Source organism: Kitasatospora sp. NBC_01246 (assembly GCF_036226505.1).
In the GTDB taxonomy this organism is placed as follows: domain Bacteria; phylum Actinomycetota; class Actinomycetes; order Streptomycetales; family Streptomycetaceae; genus Kitasatospora.
The window spans coordinates 7,287,501-7,305,050 of record NZ_CP108484.1 but is presented as its reverse complement, the minus strand read 5'-3'; the positions used below and the strand labels follow the sequence as shown (position 1 = coordinate 7,305,050).

The 17,550-nt window shown below is 70.0% G+C and carries 13 protein-coding genes, 2 rRNA genes and 1 riboswitch (1 of these 16 cut by a window edge); of the genes, 2 read left to right on the top strand and 13 right to left on the bottom strand.

Annotation, left to right across the window (positions count from 1 at the left end):
* Positions 1-19: 19 nt before the first annotated feature.
* Positions 20-123: riboswitch (glycine riboswitch) on the bottom strand.
* A 223-nt stretch (positions 124-346) separates the two neighbouring features.
* Together OG618_RS30990 and OG618_RS30985 are read left to right on the top strand one after the other, a co-directional pair.
* Positions 347-1,651, top strand: coding sequence for a PRC and DUF2382 domain-containing protein (locus OG618_RS30990; protein ID WP_329490878.1), 1,305 nt, complete (start codon positions 347-349; stop codon positions 1,649-1,651).
* 142 nt (positions 1,652-1,793) lie between these two features.
* Entirely contained in the window at positions 1,794-3,284 is a 1,491-nt protein-coding gene (locus tag OG618_RS30985; protein WP_329490877.1) for an MFS transporter, read from the top strand.
* A 153-nt stretch (positions 3,285-3,437) separates the two neighbouring features.
* On the opposite strand, the gene OG618_RS30980 is transcribed toward OG618_RS30985, so the two are convergent.
* The 13 genes from OG618_RS30980 to OG618_RS30920 form a co-directional block, all read right to left on the bottom strand.
* A complete protein-coding gene (locus OG618_RS30980; protein WP_329490876.1) occupies positions 3,438-4,853 on the bottom strand; it encodes a DNA polymerase IV in 1,416 nt (471 codons plus the stop codon).
* A gap of 52 nt (positions 4,854-4,905) precedes the next feature.
* A complete protein-coding gene (locus OG618_RS30975) occupies positions 4,906-5,634 on the bottom strand; it encodes a SanA/YdcF family protein (protein ID WP_329490875.1) in 729 nt (242 codons plus the stop codon).
* 125 nt (positions 5,635-5,759) lie between these two features.
* A complete protein-coding gene (locus OG618_RS30970; RefSeq protein WP_329490874.1) occupies positions 5,760-6,440 on the bottom strand; it encodes a MerR family transcriptional regulator in 681 nt (226 codons plus the stop codon).
* A 265-nt stretch (positions 6,441-6,705) separates the two neighbouring features.
* Positions 6,706-7,182, bottom strand: coding sequence for a bifunctional nuclease family protein (locus OG618_RS30965; protein ID WP_329490873.1), 477 nt, complete (start codon positions 7,180-7,182; stop codon positions 6,706-6,708).
* 74 nt (positions 7,183-7,256) lie between these two features.
* Complete coding sequence (gene ftsR, locus OG618_RS30960; RefSeq protein ID WP_396490418.1) at positions 7,257-8,027, bottom strand: transcriptional regulator FtsR; 771 nt, start codon at positions 8,025-8,027, stop codon at positions 7,257-7,259.
* Positions 8,028-8,131: 104 nt separating this feature from the next.
* A complete protein-coding gene (locus tag OG618_RS30955) occupies positions 8,132-9,013 on the bottom strand; it encodes an FHA domain-containing protein (RefSeq protein WP_380392504.1) in 882 nt (293 codons plus the stop codon).
* 214 nt (positions 9,014-9,227) lie between these two features.
* Entirely contained in the window at positions 9,228-10,151 is a 924-nt protein-coding gene (locus OG618_RS30950; RefSeq protein WP_442906964.1) for a DUF881 domain-containing protein, read from the bottom strand.
* Positions 10,152-10,422: 271 nt separating this feature from the next.
* Positions 10,423-10,755 (bottom strand): small basic family protein, encoded by a 333-nt coding sequence (locus OG618_RS30945; protein WP_030062488.1) that lies wholly within the window; start codon positions 10,753-10,755, stop codon positions 10,423-10,425.
* Complete coding sequence (locus OG618_RS30940) at positions 10,752-11,861, bottom strand: DUF881 domain-containing protein (protein WP_329490872.1); 1,110 nt, start codon at positions 11,859-11,861, stop codon at positions 10,752-10,754. Before OG618_RS30940 ends, OG618_RS30945 begins: the two co-directional genes overlap by 4 nt.
* A 162-nt stretch (positions 11,862-12,023) precedes the next feature.
* Positions 12,024-14,519, bottom strand: a complete 2,496-nt coding sequence (locus OG618_RS30935) for a mannose-1-phosphate guanyltransferase (RefSeq protein ID WP_329490871.1) — start codon at positions 14,517-14,519, stop codon at positions 12,024-12,026.
* A gap of 124 nt (positions 14,520-14,643) precedes the next feature.
* A complete protein-coding gene (locus OG618_RS30930; RefSeq protein WP_329490870.1) occupies positions 14,644-15,264 on the bottom strand; it encodes a CDP-alcohol phosphatidyltransferase family protein in 621 nt (206 codons plus the stop codon).
* Between the two features lie 98 nt (positions 15,265-15,362).
* Positions 15,363-15,479: ribosomal RNA gene (gene rrf, locus OG618_RS30925) — 5S ribosomal RNA — on the bottom strand.
* Between the two features lie 85 nt (positions 15,480-15,564).
* Positions 15,565-17,550 (bottom strand): 23S ribosomal RNA (locus OG618_RS30920); it runs 1,135 nt beyond the window's last position.

The window sequence follows — 17,550 nt, the reverse complement described above, 5'->3', positions numbered from 1 at the left end:
CCCTGCTTTCCAGAGTGACCTATCCCACACGGTACGGATGCCTGAGAGATTCCGGGGAGGAGTTGCTCCTTCGGCGCCCCGACCAGCGACTTCCGCTCTCGGGGACTCTCCCGAGCGGGCTCGGCGGTCGCGCCCAGGGTACCAGCGGCAGGCGCCTCGATCACGGGTGCGTCCTGGCAGGTGAACAGCCGGTCCGTGACCCGGACGGCGCAGCACCGGGCCCGTCCGGCCGCACCCCGGTCGCGCCGGTCCGGTTCATGGCTTTTGGTGTGAAGTGGCGGATGGGACGGGCGGGCCGGCCGCCGGCCTGCGGGCGTTCCGCAGGCTCGACGCACTGGAGGAAAGAGTGCAGACCGATATCGACCCCCGGGACCTCATCGGCCACAAGGCGGTCGACCGCAACGGAGACAAGATCGGCACGGTCGACGAGGTGTACCTGGACGACGCCACCGGGCAGCCCGAATGGGCGGCCGTCCGGACCGGCATCTTCGGCCGGGACGCCTTCGTCCCCCTGACCACGAGCGAGTTCTCCGGCGACGAACTGCGGGTGCCCTACGACAAGTCCCTGGTGAAGGAGTCACCGGACTTCGGCGTGGGCCAGCACCTGTCACCCGCCCAGGAGCTCCAGCTCTACCGCTACTACGGGCTGGACACCCAGGTGGACGGCCGGCCGTCGGCCGGCGACGGCTCCGGCTCCGAGCCGGCCGACCTCGACTTCGGCAGCGTGCCGGCCGCCGCCCCGGCGGCAGCGGCGGGCACCGCCCCGGCGGCAGCGGCGGGCACCGCCGCGGTGGCGGGCGTCGCCGCGGCGAAGCCCGCCGACCAGTCGGCCTCGGCGGCCCCGGCGAAGCCGCTCGCCTTCCACTCGGCCGACAGCATGGCCCCGCCCCTCACCGTCCCCCCGGCCGCCGACCTCGGCAAGCCGTCCGAACCTGCTACGGAGCCCAACGTGCGGACCCTCGACACCACCGCGCCCGCCACCCCGTCGGCGCCCGTCGCACCGGAGCAGCGCCCGCCGGCGGCCCCGCTCGTCACGGGCGGCCCCGACGGCGCCGAGGTGGCGGCCCCCCGGGCCGCCACCTCCGGTACCCCGGCGCCCGACCGCGCGGGCGCGGCCTCGTCCGCGCCGAACGCTCCGGTGGAGATCACCTGCCGTGAGGAACGGCTGGACATCACCACCGAGTGGCATGTCGTGGGCACCGCGAAGCTGCGCAAGTACGTGACCAGCGAGGCGGTGGAGCGCCGGGTGCCGGTGGTCCGCGAGCGGGTCCGGGTGGAGCGGACGCCGGTCGGCGAGGCGGAGCGGGCCTCGTTGAGCGACAAGGACATCGCCGAGGCGGTGGAGGAGGTCACGCTGCGCGAGGAGCGGCCGGTGGTCCGCAAGTACCTGGCGCCGATCGAGCGGGTCCGCCTGGTCGTCGAGCGCTACACCGACGAGGAGGTGATCCGGGACGAGCTGCGGCGCGAGCACGTCGAGGTCCACGACAACACCGCGGCCGCCCCGGCCCCGGGCCCCTCGTCCAACCACACCCCGTCCGCCACTCCCGACGGCGCCGCCGGGCGCCCGGGCGGCGGCGAACACGCGGGCTCCGGCGGGCACTTGGGCGCCGGCGAGCCGTCCCGGCCGGCCCCGCTGAGGCCGCTCGCCTGACGGTCCGACCCAGGGCCCCCGGACCTCCACGGTCCGGGGTCCTTCGACTTTGCCAAAGCTTCACCGATCGATATTTGACACACTGAAGTATCTCCCGGCATGGTTGCTTCAGTTCATTCACTATGTACGGGAGGAAGCAACCGTGAGTGAGGCACCACAGCCCACCACCGCGGCCGAGAAGCAGAGCAGCGCCCGGGTCCTGCCGGCCCTCATCCTGGCGATGCTGTCGTTCAGCGTGGTGCAGACCGCGGTCGTTCCGATCCTGCCCTCGCTGGCCAAGGAGCTCGACGTCTCGGGCTCCAGCATCACCTGGCTGATGACGGCCAACCTGCTCTCGGCCGCCGTGCTGACCCCCCTGCTGGGCCGCTTCGGCGACCTGCGCGGTCGCAAGCCGATGCTGCTGATCTCGCTGGCCGGTCTCGTCGCGGGCTCGGCGCTCGCCGTCAGCACCCACTCCTTCACCTGGCTGGTCGTCGCCCGCGTCCTCCAGGGCGCCGGCGGTGGCGTGCTGCCGCTGGCCATCAGCATCGTCCGCGACGAGCTGCCGAAGCAGAAGGTCACCGGTGGCGTCGCCGCCATCAGCGCCTCGATGGGCGTCGGCAGCGGCCTCGGCCTGGTCGCCACCGGCCTGCTGCTGGAGCACTGGAGCTACAAGTCGATCTTCTGGATGGGCCTGTTCTTCGGCCTGCTCGCGGTCGCCCTGGTCGCCTTCCGGGTCCCCAGCGACCCGGTGACCGACAAGGAGGGCGGCGCCGACCCGCTCGGCGCGATCACCCTGGCCGGCTGGCTCTCCGCCCTGCTGGTCGCGGTCAGCCAGGGCAACACCTGGGGCTGGACCTCCACCAAGACGCTCGGCCTGTTCGCCGTCGCCGCCGTGATCGCCCTGATCTGGGGCGTCATCGAGGTCAAGGTCAAGCACCCGCTGGTCGACATGAAGATGATGTCCCGCCCGGCCGTCGCCTTCACCAACCTGGCCGGCCTGCTGATCGGCTTCGGCATGTACGGCTCGTTCATGGTGATCAGCAACTTCGCCCAGACCCCGGAGAAGCTCACCCACTACGGGTTCACCGCGACCGTACTGCACGCCGGTGTCATGCTGCTGCCGTCCGCGCTCGGCTCGATGGTCGCCGCCCCGGTCGGCGCCCTGCTGATCGCCCGTCGCGGCCCGCGCCTGCCGCTGGTCCTCGGTGGCGTCCTCGGCGCCGTCGCGATGGCCTACCTGGCCGTCCGCCACAGCCACGAGGCCGACATCTACACCGCCTCGGCGATCTTCGGTCTCGGCATCGGCCTCGCCTTCTCGGCGATGCCGGCCTACATCAACGGCGCCGTCCCGGTCGAGCAGAGCGGCATCGCCAACGGCATGAACGCCGTGCTGCGCACCGTCGGTGGCGCGATCGGCACCGCCGTGATGGCCGCGATCCTCACCGGCGACACCATGAAGCTGCCGATCCCGGTCTCGCTGCCCACCCTGGACGCCTACAAGCACGCGTTCTGGGTCGCCGCCGCGGTCTGCGCGATCGCCGGCGCCGTCCCCTTCCTGATCCGCAGCGTCAAGCCCTCCGTCACCGTCGCCGGTGGCAAGGGTGCGGCGGACCTCAGCCCCAGCCCCGAGCTGGTCAAGACCGACGCCTGACGAGGCGTCCACCCCCCGCGCCCAGGGACAGGGCGCGGGGGACCGGTCCCCGAACGGTCGACGAGGGCATCGCGACCGCCCGAGGGCCGGCCGTGCACGCGGCCCCACCCGGCCCCCCTGCCGGGTGGGGCCGCTCCGTGCGTTCCAGGGTGGTCAGCCCACCGCCGGTTCACCGCCGCCCGCCCCGGCCGACGGCCCGTCCTCGTCGCCGCGCAGCGGCAGCGGACGGGCCGGCTCCAACGCCGGGTCCTCCACCGCGAAGGTCCGCACCCGGCCCGGTCCGCTCCACGGCGTCTCGAACCGCACCGTCACCCGGCCGACCCCGCTGCCCTGCACCCACCCCGGGCCGAGTTCGGCGTGCCGCACGTCCTGGCCCGGCATCCAGTGCCGCGCCACGACCACCGCGGGCTCCGGGGCCTCGTCCTCCCGGGCGTCGGCCTCGACCGCCCCCGGCTCCCCCGCCTCCTCCCGGACGGCCTGCGCGAAGAGGTCCTCCTGGGTGTAGTCCGCCAGCTGCGAGACCCCGACCCCGAGCAGCCGGACGCCGCCGGTGATGTCCACCTGGGAGGCCAGCCGGCGGGCCGTCTCGACGATCACCGTCTCGTCGTCCGTCGGACCGCGCAGGGTCTCCGAGCGGGTCAGCGTGGAGAAGTCGAACCGCCGCACCTTCAGCACCACCGTGCGCCCCGACCGTCCGGCGGCGCGCAGCCGCCGCACGCACCGCGCGGCCAGGACGTCGACCTCGCGCAGCACCCGGTCCCGTTCGGCGAGGTCCACCTCGAAGGTGTCCTCCACCGACACCGATTTGGCGTCCTGGTCGGCCACCACCGGCCGGTCGTCCAGCCCCAGCGACATCTGGTGGACACCGGCGCCGTGCGCCCTGCCCAGCAGCTGCACCAGCTCGGACTCCCCCGCCTCGGCGAGGTCGGCCACCGTGTTCAGCCCCGCCCGGCGCAGGACCTGCTCGGTGGCCGGGCCGACGCCCGGCAGCGCCCGCACCGGCATCGGGCCCAGCACCACCCGCTCCTGGCCCGGCTCGACCAGCACCAGGCCGTCCGGCTTGGCCTGCTCCGAAGCGATCTTGGCCATCAGCTTGGACCCGGCCGCCCCGACCGAGGCGGTCAGCCCGGTGCGCCGGTGGATGTCCGCCCGGAGGTCCTCCGCGAGGGCCGTCACCAGGTGCTCCCCCGTCCCGTGGTCCGCCGCCAGCAGCGCCGGGCCGTACGGGCCCGCCTCCAGGTCGACGAAGGCCTCGTCCAGGCTGAGCGGCTGCACCAGGGGCGACAGCTCCCGCAGCAGACCCATGACCAGCTCGCTCACCGCCCGGTAGGCCTCGAACCGCCCGGACAGGAAGGCCGCGTTCGGGCAGAGCCGGCGCGCCTGCGCCATCGGCATCGCCGAGTGCACCCCGAACTTCCGCGCCTCGTACGAGGCCGTGGAGACGACCCCCCGGCCGCCCAGGCCGCCGACGATCACCGGCTTCCCGCGCAGGCTCGGCTTGGCCGCCTGCTCCACCGCCGCGAAGAAGGCGTCCATGTCGAGGTGGATGATGCTCGGCAGTGACCGCACCCGCCGATCATGCCGCACGGGTCCGACAGCGCGGCCGAACCCCGCCGCCGCCTCAGCCCCGCGCGCTCCCCGCGTCGGCCAGCGCCTTCGGGATGCCCTCCTCCCGGGGCCCGAGGAAGAACGGGTCCGGCCGCAGCCAGGCGTTCAGCAGCGCCTTGCCCGCCCCCGGGATCTCCCGCAGCCCGCCGTACAGCCAGGTGGCGTCGTGCAGCTCCGGCACCCCGACCGCGTACGCGTCGATGCCCGCCGCCTCACAGAGCGCCAGCGCCCGCCGGACGTGGAAGTCCTGGCTGACCAGGACCGCCCGGTCCACCCCGAACACCCGGTGTGCCCGGGTGCAGGAGTCCCAGGTGTCGAAGCCCGCGTAGTCGCCCACCACCCGCACCTGCGGCACCCCGTGCTCGATCAGGTACTGCCGCATCGCGTCCGTCTCGTCGTAACCGGCCCGCCCGTTGTCACCGGTGACCAGGATCGCCTGGACCTTCCGCTCCCGGTACAGGTCGACCGCCGCGTCCAGCCGGTGCGCCAGGTACGGCGACGGCCTGCCCTCGAAGAGCCCGGCGCCGAACACCACCGCCACCGGCGCGTTCGGCGCGGCCCGCACGGTGCCGACCCGGTCGCCCGCCGAGACCCACAGCCAGGCGCTCGGTGCCAGGGCCAGCGAGCAGAGCACGGTGACGAGTTGGAAGATCCTGCGCTGGGTGCGCCGCTGCCGCAGCCGGACGCCGAGCCGCCGCGCCCGTCGCCGCAGCAGGCCGGGTATGCCGGAGCCGAACCGCACGTGCCCTCCCTGGGTCGATGATCCACCGGGCACGACGAGGCCGTGGGCCCGGACGGTTCCCCGTCCGGGCCCACGGCCTCGTGATTCTGCGGCGCCGTGACCACGCGGCCCCCTGCTCCCGCGGCTCAGACCGCCCGGTTGCGGCGCTGCGCCAGCTCGTCCCCCGGGTCGTGGCCGACCACGGTCTCGCCGGTGTCGGTCCGCTCCGCGTGCAGGCGGCCGAGGGCCAGCTCCAGCTCCTGCCAGACGGCGCCGACGGCGATGCCGAAGACCCCCTGACCACCCTTCAGCAGATCGACCACCTGCTGCGGTGTGGTGCATTCGTACACGGTCGCGCCGTCACTCATCAGCGTCAGCCCGGTCAGGTCGCCGGCCTCGGCGGACTGCAGATGGGCGACCGCCACCCGGATGTTCTGCAGGGACACACCCGCGTCCAGCAGCCGCTTGACGATCTTCAGCAGCAGGATGTCGCGGAAGCTGTAGAGCCGCTGGCTGCTCGCCGGATAGACCGAGCGGACGCTGGGTTCCAGCAGCCCCGTCCTGGCCCAGTAGTCCAGCTGGCGGTAGGTGATCCCGGCCGCCGCACAGGCCGTCGGGCCGCGGTAGCCGATCAGCTCGGAGGTGGGGGCCGGCCGCTCGGAGGCGGGCGCGAGCCGCTCGATGGCCGGCTGGCCCGGCTGGACGGCCGGGAACCGGCCCACCCGGGGCAGGTCCGTCCGGGGCAGTTCAGCCACGCTGCGGGCGGCGCGCGGCATGTGCACGGTGCACAGGCCTCCCACGGCCGCTTCATCGCCGGTGCCGGTCATGCCTACCTCCGTCCACTCGTCCTGCGGGCAACCCAGACTGCGGGCGACAGGCACCCGGGCAGCCACTCCTGACGGTAGGCAGTCCCCTATGACCCGTCAACGATCGCCACGCCGGGCAGGACAAACAGCGTCACTCAGGAGAGTGGTTTTTCGTGCCCCTAGTGTGGGTAGGTGGACACTATTTGGCAAAACGGACGAACGAATTCGGCAGGACGGCCACGGCCTGCCCTACCGACGCTCCGCGCCGGGTCCGTACCACGGCGGACTACTGCGGCGTGCCGCCGCCGAAGTCCTCGGGAGAGACCTGGTCGAGGAACTCGCGGAACTTCTCGACCTCGTCCTCCTGCTCGTCCGGGATCGCGATGCCCGCCTCGGCGAGCACCTCCTCGCTCCCGTAGATCGGCGTACCGGTCCGCAGGGCGAGGGCTATCGCGTCGGACGGCCGGGCACTGACCTCGACCCCGCCCGTGAAGACCAGCTCGGCGTAGAACACGCCCTCGCGCAGGTCGGTGATCCGCACCTCGGTGAGCTGCTGGCCGAGCGCCTCCAGGACGTCCTTGAAGAGGTCGTGCGTCAGCGGACGCACCGGCGTCATGCCCTGCTGGGCGAAGGCGATCGCGGTCGCCTCGCCGGGACCGATCCAGATCGGCAGGTACCGATCGCCCCCGACCTCCCGAAGCAGCACGATCGGCTGGTTGGAAGGCATCTCCACCCGGACACCCACGACGTCGAGCTCATTCACACACGCAACCCTATGGCCCTCGCCCCGGATATGAAAGCGCAGAGCCGACAGCGCTGGTCAGCGGGGTCGGCGCGTCACGAGCGGGCCCGCAGACCGGCCTGCACCATGGCGGCGTGCAGCCGGACGGAGAGGGTCGCCAGCTCCCGCGCCGTGGCCTCGGCGTGCGCCCGGGTCTGCGGGTTGCGGTGCCGGCGCAGAGGCGCCACCACCTGCTCCACCAGGGCGATCTCACGGTCGGCGGCGGCCTTCATGGCCCGCAGGTGGCGCGGCTCCAGTCCGTACCGGCCCAGTTCCGCGACCAGCCGGGCCACCTGCAGCGCCTCGCCGTCGTAGCCGCCGTCCGATCCGGCCGCGACCAGCCCGTAGGACTCCCACTCCACCAGCTCGCCCTCACCGGCCTCGGCGGCGGCCAGCAGCTCGGCCCGGCCCAGCCGGACCCCGACCGCGGCCTCGGCGGCCGCCACCAGCTCGCGGTCCGCCTCCTCCATCGGCCCGGGGCGGGCCTCCGCAGCGGGCAACGCCGGTGGGGCCTCGCCGCGCTCGATAGCGTCCAGGTGTTCGCGGATCACCCGCAGCGGCAGGTAGTGGTCACGCTGCATCCGCAGCACGTAGGCCAGCCGCTCGACGTCGGCCGGGCTGAACTTGCGGTAGCCCGACGGCGTGCGCTGGGGCTCGACCAGGCCCTCGGCCTCCAGGAACCTGATCTTCGAGATGGTGACCTCGGGGAAGTCGTCCCGCAGGAAGGTCAGCACCGCGCCGATGCTCAGCAGTTCGTCGCCGCCGCGCCGTCGGCCGCCCCCGGCGGGCCGGTCCGGACGGACCGGCTGCCTGGGGGCCGCGACCACCCCCCGCGCGCCCTGGTCCGGCAGCGGACCGGACGACGCGGGGTTGGCCGCCCCGAGAGATGAAGGAGGGTTCGCGCTCACTCGGGCTCCTGCCGACGTTGGTTTCAGTACCCCCGGTGGTGACTGGCGAAGAACACCAGCCGGTACTTCCCGATCTGCACCTCGTCGCCGTTGTTCAGCGGCACCTCGTCGATCCGCTCACGGTTGACGTACGTCCCGTTCAGGCTGCCGACGTCGGCGACGGTGAAGCCGCCTCCCGGCGTCCGGCGGAACTCCACGTGCTTGCGCGAGACGGTCACGTCGTCCAGGAAGATGTCGCCCTGCGGGTGACGCCCGGCCGTGGTCTTGTCCGAGTCCAGCAGGAACCGGCTGCCCGAGTTCGGACCGCGCTGGACGATCAGCAGCGCCGAGCCCGGCGGCAGCGCGTCGATCGCCGACAGCACCTCCGCCGACAGGGCCGGCGTACCGGTGCCGGTGGTGGTGTTGGGGTCGTAGGACTCCAGGCCCGAGATCGAGATGGTCGACGTGGTCTCCGCCGGCCCCTCGGGCAGCGCGCCCCCGCGCAGCGCCGTACCGCAGTTGGAACAGAAGCGGGCCGCGGCCGGGTTCTGGTTGCCGCACCTGGGGCACGGAGTGGGGCCAGCCATGTTCACAGCCTCCTGGCGCGGCACACCCGACGGGTTGTGCCCGGCGTACGGGTCCGGGGCAAACCCTCCACCAGAGGTTGAGGGTCCTGACGGGAAACCTATGCGCGGGGCGCCGGAGGGGTCAACCGACGCGCCGTAGCCCGCCTGATTGCCCGCGTACTGCGCGTCGCCACCGTCCCGGAACATCGGACGCTCGGCGTACTGGCCGCCCTCGGGAGCGGGACGCATGCCCGGCACGGCGGGCTCTTCGTCGGCCCGGCGGTGACGCGCGGTGGGTGCCTCCACGGCAGCCGCGTCACGGCCCTTGTTACGACCGAACAACTTCGAGAAGAAACTCACGGGCGAATCCCCTTGCGTGTGACAGACCCGCCCGCGGGGCAGGGTGAGAACCTCGGACAGGCTGCGGGCCCGGTCGCGGATCGGGCCTGCTGGAGTGGTACTCCGACGTGTGATGTTCCGGCTTGTGCTGGTGCGGACCAGTCTCGCCCACCTGACGGCGGTACCCCGCACCGGGGGGTACCGGCAGATGACGGACCGTTCGGCAGGTACCTCGTCACTTCGGAGCCGGCTTGGCGTACTGCGGCGTCTTCAGATCGAGGAGGGCGTCGACGAGCACCTTCTGCTGCGGGGAGATGGTCGCGCGGGCCTGATGACTCTCAAGAGTACGGACCACACCTCCCGGAATGTTCAGTGCGGGTGTGAGGTCCTGCGGGTTCCCCACCACGGTGAACCGGTAGGGCTGCGAGACCTTCTTCCCGTCGATCTGCACACCGCCGCCGGACACGTCCGTGAAGTAGGTGTTGACCACCACGCGCACATCGTTGATCTGAATCGCCTCCGCCCCCGCCGCTCGGAGTTCCTGCAGGGTGTCCAGCAGCATATCCGCCTTCACCTGCCCTTGGGGATCATCGACTGTCAGTACGATGCCCGGACCAGTGGCTTTGACGGTCCCGGCGAGCACGCCGAGCTCCGTCACCTTCTTCCTGGTCTGCTCCTGGGCCTCCTTGGCCTGGTTGGAGCTGTTCTCCAACGTGGCCAGGGACTGCTCCAACTCCGCCTTCTCCTGCTGGAGACGCTGCTGGCGGCCGTCCAGTTCGTCGAGGATCCGGACGAGGTCCTCCTGGCGGGCACCGCGCAGCTGGCTGTGGTGGTCGTTGGTGGAGCGGACCTGGATCGCCAGGGCGAGGCCGAGCGAGAACAGCAGCACCGCGACCACCAGCTGCCCGCGGGAGAGCCGCGGGGGCCAGAGCGCCGCCTTCATCCGCCGCCGGCCCGCGTTGCGCTCGTCGGGGGCCTTCCCGGGCTCGGTCGCCGCCTCGGGAGCGGGCTCCGGCGTGGGAGCGGGCTCGGGCTCCAGGACCGGCTCCGGCTCGGGCAGCGGGGCGCTGACGGGCTCAGGCGCCGCCTCCTCGCGGGCCTGCGCCGGCTCCTCGGCCTCGGCGTCCGCCTCCGTGCCGGCTTCGGGCGCGGCTGCCAACGGCCGCCGCGCATCCGCCGCCCGGGGCGCCGGTGCGACGGCGTCCTCGCCGCCCTGGGCCGGGGCCCCCGGCCGCACCTCGGGCGCAGGCTTCACCTGTTCGGCGGGCTCGGGCGGCGCGTTCTCCGCCGCCGGAGCCGCCCCCCGCTCCCCGCTCCCGCCCTCGCGCGCGCCGTCGCCCGCCCGCGCGTCCGCCTTCTCGACCACCTTGTCGACAGCCTTCTCGGTCGTCTTCTCGGTCCGATTCTCGTCCGCCGGCTCCCGGCCGGGCTCAGGCGCGGAAGACATGGCGCCTGATCGCAGCGGCGTTGGAGAAGATGCGGATGCCGAGGACGACGACCACACCGGTGGACAGCTGGGAGCCGACACCGAGCTGGTCCCCGAGGAAGACGATCAGGGCCGCCACCACCACGTTGGACAGGAACGACACGATGAACACCTTGTCGTTGAAGATGCCGTCCAGCATCGCCCGGACGCCGCCGAACACCGCGTCCAGTGCCGCCACCACCGCGATGGGCAGGTACGGCACGACGGCATCGGGCACCTCGGGTTGGACGAAGAGCCCGACGACCACCCCGATCACAAGACCCAGTACGGCAATCACGGTCTGGCTGCTCCTGTCCCTGCGGGGGGCGCCCCGGTCGTGGGCGCGGTGGGCGAGTGGGCTGTCGTGGTCTTGGCGGAGCCGCTCGGCGAGCGCTTCCCCGGGGGCGAGGTGCTCGGGGTGGCCGGCCGCGAGGGCCCCGCGGACGGGCTCTGCGACCCCGTGTCGGAGGCCGTGGGGCTCGGGGAGGCCGCAGCGGGGGCGGAGGGGCTCGCCGACGGCGACGGCTCCGGCGTGGCCGGCTGGGCGGTCCGCAGCGTGATGCCCACGGCGGCGGGCAGCGTGAGCTTCTTCTGGGCGGAGATCGTCGACTTGATGCCGTACTTCTCCTGCAGCAGCCGCAGGTACTGACCCGCCATGTTGTTCTCGAAGGTGGCGACCAGCTTCGACCCGTCCCCCAACGCCTGGACGTTGTAGGGCGGCACCAGCGGCCGGTTGTCGACCAGGACGGCCTCACCGGCGGCGCGGATCGCGGAGAGCGCGGTGAGCCGCTGCCCGTTGATCGACACGGCCTCGGCGCCGGACTCCCAGAGCCCGTTCACCACCAGTTGCAGATCGCGGTCGCGCAGCCGTCCGCTGTTCGAGAAGCCCTGGCCCGCGCGCGGGTCGACGTTCCCTCCGCCGCCCGTGCCGGAGGCGTCCTCCAGGACCAGCTTGACGCCCGGCCCGGTCACCTCGGCCAGACCCACCGCACCGGCCAGCGCGGCCGGGTCGCTGTCGCCCGGCGACAGTGCCTGCTGCTGGGTGGTGTCGACCTTCCGCCGCAGTTCCTGGACCTGCTGCTGGAGCCGCTCCGCCGAGCCGTTGCTGTCGTTGATCCGGTGGATCAGCGCATCGCGCTCCTTGGCGAGCGTCGGCTCGGCCTTGTGCGCGTTCACGGCGCCCACCGTCACCACCGCCCCGACCAGGGCCAGCCCGAGACCCAGCGTGAGCAGGCCGCGGGCCGTACCGGGTATCCGGCTGTCGCGGTCACCGCCCCGCGCCGCGGCCGCCTCGGCGTAACCCTCGTCCAGGCTGTGGTCCATCACGCCGGTCAGCAGGGACATCGAGGCGTCCGGACGGTTGTACCGTCCGTCACTGGCACTCGGCGTCGGCGTCGCTGGCATGCGGACCATCGTCCCATGTCCGCGGAGGGGTCCGTGCACACCCCCTGACCTGCGAAGTCACCAGAAGCGACGGATCGTTACAGAGCATGACAAACCGGGCAGTGGGGGGCGCGGCACTCGCCGCACCTCCCGCTGCCCGGCCATGTCATGGCGGCCCGGTCGTCAGCGCCCGGCGCCGTCGACCACCGTCGCCCACTCGTCCAGCAGCGCCTCGGTCGCCTCGTCGTCCGGACCCTCCGCCCAGAGGTGGGTGACCGCCTCGGCGGGATCGGGCAGCACGAGTGTCCAGCGGCCGTCCGCCTCGACCACCCGGACACCGTCCGTGGTGTCGAGCTGCCGGTTGCCGGCCGCCTCCACCACCGAACGCATGACCATGCCCTTGGCCGCCCACGGCGTCGCGATGTCCCGTCGGCGGATGTGCGCCTGCGGGATCCGCGCGTCGATCTGGCTGAGCGTGAGCTGGGTACGGGCCACCAGCCCGACCAGGCGGACGAACGCGGCCGCGCCGTCCAGCACACCGCTGAACTCGGGAACGACGAAACCGCCGCGCCCGTCGCCACCGAAGACCGTGCCCTCGGCCGAGGCCGCCTTGGCCAGGTCGTCCGGCGTGGTCGTGGTCCAGACGACCTGGGTGCCGTGGTAGGCGGCGACCTGCTCGGCGATCCTGGTGGTCGTCACGGGCAGCGCCACCTGCCCGCTCCGGCGCTCGGCCGCGACCAGGTCGAGCAGCACCAGGAGCGCCCGGTCGTCGTCGATCACCCGGCCCAGCTCGTCCACGAAGGCCACCCGCTCGCCGACCGGGTCGAACCGGACGCCGAACGCCGCCCGCGAGGAGGCCACCAGCTCGCCGAGCCTGGCCAGCCCCGCCCGCCGTTCTTCGGCGTCCTCGGTCGGCCGTGCCTCGTCCAGCCCGCTGGAGACGGTGAGCGCCTCCACGCCGAGCCGGCCCAGGATGCTCGGCAGCACGAGCCCGGCACTGCCGTGCGCCGTGTCCACCACCACCTTCAGCCCCGCCTCGCGAACGCCGGTGGTGTCCACCGCCCGCAGCAGATTGCCGGCGTAGGAGTCGAAGACGCTGGACGGGAAGGTCAGGTCGCCGATCTCGCCCGGGAACGCGCGCCGGTACTCCTGGCGGGCGTAGACCCGGTCGAGCTTGCGCTGCCCGGCCTGGGAGAGGTCGGCTCCGCGCTCGTCGAAGAACAGGATGTCCAGCGAGTCCGGCACCCCGGGCGTGGTCCGCAGGAAGATCCCGCCGGCACTCCCGCGGGCCGTGTGCTGCCGGGCCACCGGCATCGGCACGTTCTCCAGGTCGCGGACGTCGATCGCGCTGGTCTGCAGCCCCGAGATCATCGCCCGCTTGAGGGCACGCGCACCACGCGAGTGGTCACGCGCGATGGTGACGGTCGCCCCCTTCTTCAGAGTCGTCGCGTACGCACCGGCCAGCCGGACGGCCAGCTCCGGTGTGATCTCGACGTTGAGGATGCCCGACACGCCGCGCAGCCCGAAGAGGTGCTCCTGACCGCGGGACTCCCAGATCACCGAGGTGTTGACGACGGCGCCGGCCTCGATGGTCTTGAACGGGTAGACCCGGACGTTGGCGCCGATGATCGACTCCTCGCCGACCAGGCACTCGTCGCCGATCACCGCCCCGTCCTCGATCCGCGCGGCCCGCATCACATCGGTGTTCTTGCCGACCACGCAGCCCCGCAGGTTGCTCTGCGGCCCGACGTAGACGTTGTCGTGGATCACCGCCTTGTGCAGGAACGCGCCCCGCTTGACGACCACGTTGCTGCCGAGCACGGTGTGCTCGCGGATCTCCACGCCGGCCTCGACCTTGGCGTAGTCCCCGATGTAGAGCGGACCGCGGAGCACCGCCTCGGGGTCGACCTCGGCGCCTTCCGCCACCCAGACGCCCGGCGAGATCTCGAACCCGTCGAGCTCGACGTCGACCTTGCCCTCCAGGACGTCCGCCTGGGCCTTGCCGTAGCTCTCGTGGGTGCCGACGTCCTCCCAGTAGCCCTCGGCCACGTAGCCGTAAACCCGCTTGCCCTCCTTCAGCAACTGCGGGAACACATCGCTCGACCAGTCGACGGACTCACCCGCCGCCACGTAGTCGAAGACCTCGGGCTCCATGACGTAGATACCGGTGTTGACCGTGTCCGAGAAGACCTGCCCCCAGGTCGGCTTCTCCAGGAAGCGCTCGACCCGGCCCTCGTCATCGGTGATCGTGATGCCGAACTCCAGAGGGTTCGGTACCCGGGTGAGACAGACGGTGACCAGAGCGTCCTTGCTCCGGTGGTACTCGATCAATTCGGTGAGATTGAAGTCGGTCAGTGCGTCACCGGAGATCACCAGAAAGGAATCGTCCTTCAGGGCGTCCTCGGCGTTCTTGACACTCCCCGCAGTGCCGAGTGGCGTCTCCTCGTTCGCATACGTGAGATGCATACCCAACTCTTCGCCGTCACCGAAGTAGTTCTTCACCAGTGAGGCGAGGAACTGTACGGTCACGACGGTGTCGGAGAGGCCATGCCGCTTCAGCAGCCGAAGCACGTGCTCCATGATCGGCCTGTTGGCGACCGGTAGCAGCGGCTTGGGCATGCTGGAGGTCATCGGGCGGAGTCGGGTGCCTTCGCCCCCTGCCATTACAACGGCTTTCATTACGGGTGCGTCCTCCTTCGCGGTGGTGGACCCTGCAGGTCCATCAAACCGTTCCAGAGGGTGTCTACCCGGAAGATTTCGTCCGACGCACCGTGGTGGCGTGGGACTTCTCTCAGATCACGTCTCAGACTGCGGACGCGGAGGAGGCGGAGCCCGCCCGGATGATCTGTCGCGCCTGGACGGCGTAGAGAATGCCGGCCCACCAGTACAGCGTGGTCCCCCACCAGATGAAGGCCCAGCTGACGGCCTCGGCCGGCCGCGCGATCCAGGTGTCGCCGGTGCCGAGCAACAGAAGCGGGAACGCGTACATCAGATTGAATGTCGCGGCCTTGCCCAGGAAACTCACCTGCAACGGGCCGTAGCCGTGCCGGTTCAGAATCGGAAGGAGACTCGCGATAAAGAGCTCACGCGCGATCAGGATCGCCGTGAGCCACCACGGCAGGATCTCACGCCAGGTCAGACCCAGCAGGGTGGAGAGGACGTAGAGCCGGTCCGCCAGCGGATCGAGCAGCTGGCCGACCCGGCTGATCTGCCCCCACCTGCGGGCGAGCTTTCCGTCGAGGTAGTCACTGATGCCGCTCAGCATCAGGATCAGCAGCGCCCAGCCGTCGTTGTTCGGCCCGTCGAACACCGGCCAGAGGATCAACCAGAGGAAGAGCGGAACACCGACCAGCCGGCCCATGCTCAGCAGGTTGGGGATGGTGAGGACGCGATCGGTCTGGACCCGCGTCTCCTGGACCTCCACCCGGGGGCCTCCTGTACCGTGTGACGACTTTTGCATGCTGACCCTACAACAGAGAAGCCCCCGTCCGGTTCCCCGGCGGGGGCTTCTCTAGAAGATTTGTTCGGCGGCGTCCTACTCTCCCACAGGGTCCCCCCTGCAGTACCATCGGCGCTGTGAGGCTTAGCTTCCGGGTTCGGAATGTAACCGGGCGTTTCCCTCACGCTATGACCACCGAAACACTATGAAACTGTCAACCGCACCCACGACAGGCCATGTCATGGGGGTCGTTGTTTCAGAACAACACAGTGGACGCGAGCAACTGAGGACAAGCCCTCGGCCTATTAGTACCGGTCAACTCCACCCCTTACGAGGCTTCCATATCCGGCCTATCAACCCAGTCGTCTACTGGGAGCCTTACCCTCTCAAGGAGGTGGGAGTGCTCATCTCGAAGCAGGCTTCCCGCTTAGATGCTTTCAGCGGTTATCCCTCCCGAACGTAGCCAACCAGCCATGCCCTTGGCAGGACAACTGGCACACCAGAGGTTCGTCCGTCCCGGTCCTCTCGTACTAGGGACAGCCCTTCTCAACACTCCTACGCGCACAGCGGATAGGGACCGAACTGTCTCACGACGTTCTAAACCCAGCTCGCGTACCGCTTTAATGGGCGAACAGCCCAACCCTTGGGACCTACTCCAGCCCCAGGATGCGACGAGCCGACATCGAGGTGCCAAACCATCCCGTCGATATGGACTCTTGGGGAAGATCAGCCTGTTATCCCCGGGGTACCTTTTATCCGTTGAGCGACGGCGCTTCCACAAGCCACCGCCGGATCACTAGTCCCGACTTTCGTCCCTGCTCGACCCGTCAGTCTCACAGTCAAGCTCCCTTGTGCACTTACACTCAACACCTGATTGCCAACCAGGCTGAGGGAACCTTTGGGCGCCTCCGTTACTCTTTAGGAGGCAACCGCCCCAGTTAAACTACCCACCAGACACTGTCCCTGATCCGGATCACGGACCCAGGTTAGACATCCAGCACGACCAGAGTGGTATTTCAACGACGACTCCACAACAACTGGCGTTGCTGCTTCAAAGTCTCCCACCTATCCTACACAAGCCGAACCGAACACCAATATCAAGCTATAGTAAAGGTCCCGGGGTCTTTCCGTCCTGCTGCGCGAAACGAGCATCTTTACTCGTAATGCAATTTCACCGGGCCTATGGTTGAGACAGTCGAGAAGTCGTTACGCCATTCGTGCAGGTCGGAACTTACCCGACAAGGAATTTCGCTACCTTAGGATGGTTATAGTTACCACCGCCGTTTACTGGCGCTTAAGTTCTCAGCTTCGCCTGGACGAATCCAAGCTAACCGGTCCCCTTAACGTTCCAGCACCGGGCAGGCGTCAGTCCGTATACATCGCCTTACGGCTTCGCACGGACCTGTGTTTTTAGTAAACAGTCGCTTCTCGCTGGTCTCTGCGGCCACCCCCAGCTCAGAGTGCAAGACTCATCACCAGGAATGGCCCCCCTTCTCCCGAAGTTACGGGGGCATTTTGCCGAGTTCCTTAACCATAGTTCACCCGAACGCCTCGGTATTCTCTACCTGACCACCTGAGTCGGTTTGGGGTACGGGCCGCCATGAAACTCGCTAGAGGCTTTTCTCGACAGCATAGGATCATCCACTTCACCACAATCGGCTCGGCATCAGGTCTCAGCCTTAATGAGTGACGGATTTGCCTATCACTCGGCCTACACCCTTACCCCGGGACAACCACCGCCCGGGCTGGACTACCTTCCTGCGTCACCCCATCGCTCACCTACTACAGACTTGGATCAGCGGCTCCACCACGTCCCTTCGTCCGAAGACTCCGGGCCGGCTTCACGGCTTTAGCATCACCTGGTTCGACGTTGGCGCTTCAAAGCGGGTACGGGAATATCAACCCGTTGTCCATCGACTACGCCTGTCGGCCTCGCCTTAGGTCCCGACTTACCCTGGGCAGATCAGCTTGACCCAGGAACCCTTGGTCAATCGGCGCAAGAGTTTCTCACTCTTGTATCGCTACTCATGCCTGCATTCTCACTCGTGTACCGTCCACGACTGGTTTCCACCGCCGCTTCACCCGGCACACGACGCTCCCCTACCCATCACAGCAGGCGTTGGCCCTATATGCTGCAATGACACGACTTCGGTGATGTGCTTGAGCCCCGCTACATTGTCGGCGCGGAATCACTTGACCAGTGAGCTATTACGCACTCTTTCAAGGGTGGCTGCTTCTAAGCCAACCTCCTGGTTGTCTCTGCGACTCCAC

Excerpts from the sequence above, each read along its gene's own strand:
- OG618_RS30935 (WP_329490871.1), bottom strand. The coding sequence starts at position 14,519 with ATGAAAGCCGTTGTAATGGCAGGGGGCGAAGGCACCCGACTCCGCCCG.
- OG618_RS30940 (WP_329490872.1), bottom strand. The coding sequence starts at position 11,861 with ATGCCAGCGACGCCGACGCCGAGTGCCAGTGACGGACGGTACAACCGT.
- OG618_RS30970 (WP_329490874.1), bottom strand. The coding sequence starts at position 6,440 with ATGACCGGCACCGGCGATGAAGCGGCCGTGGGAGGCCTGTGCACCGTG.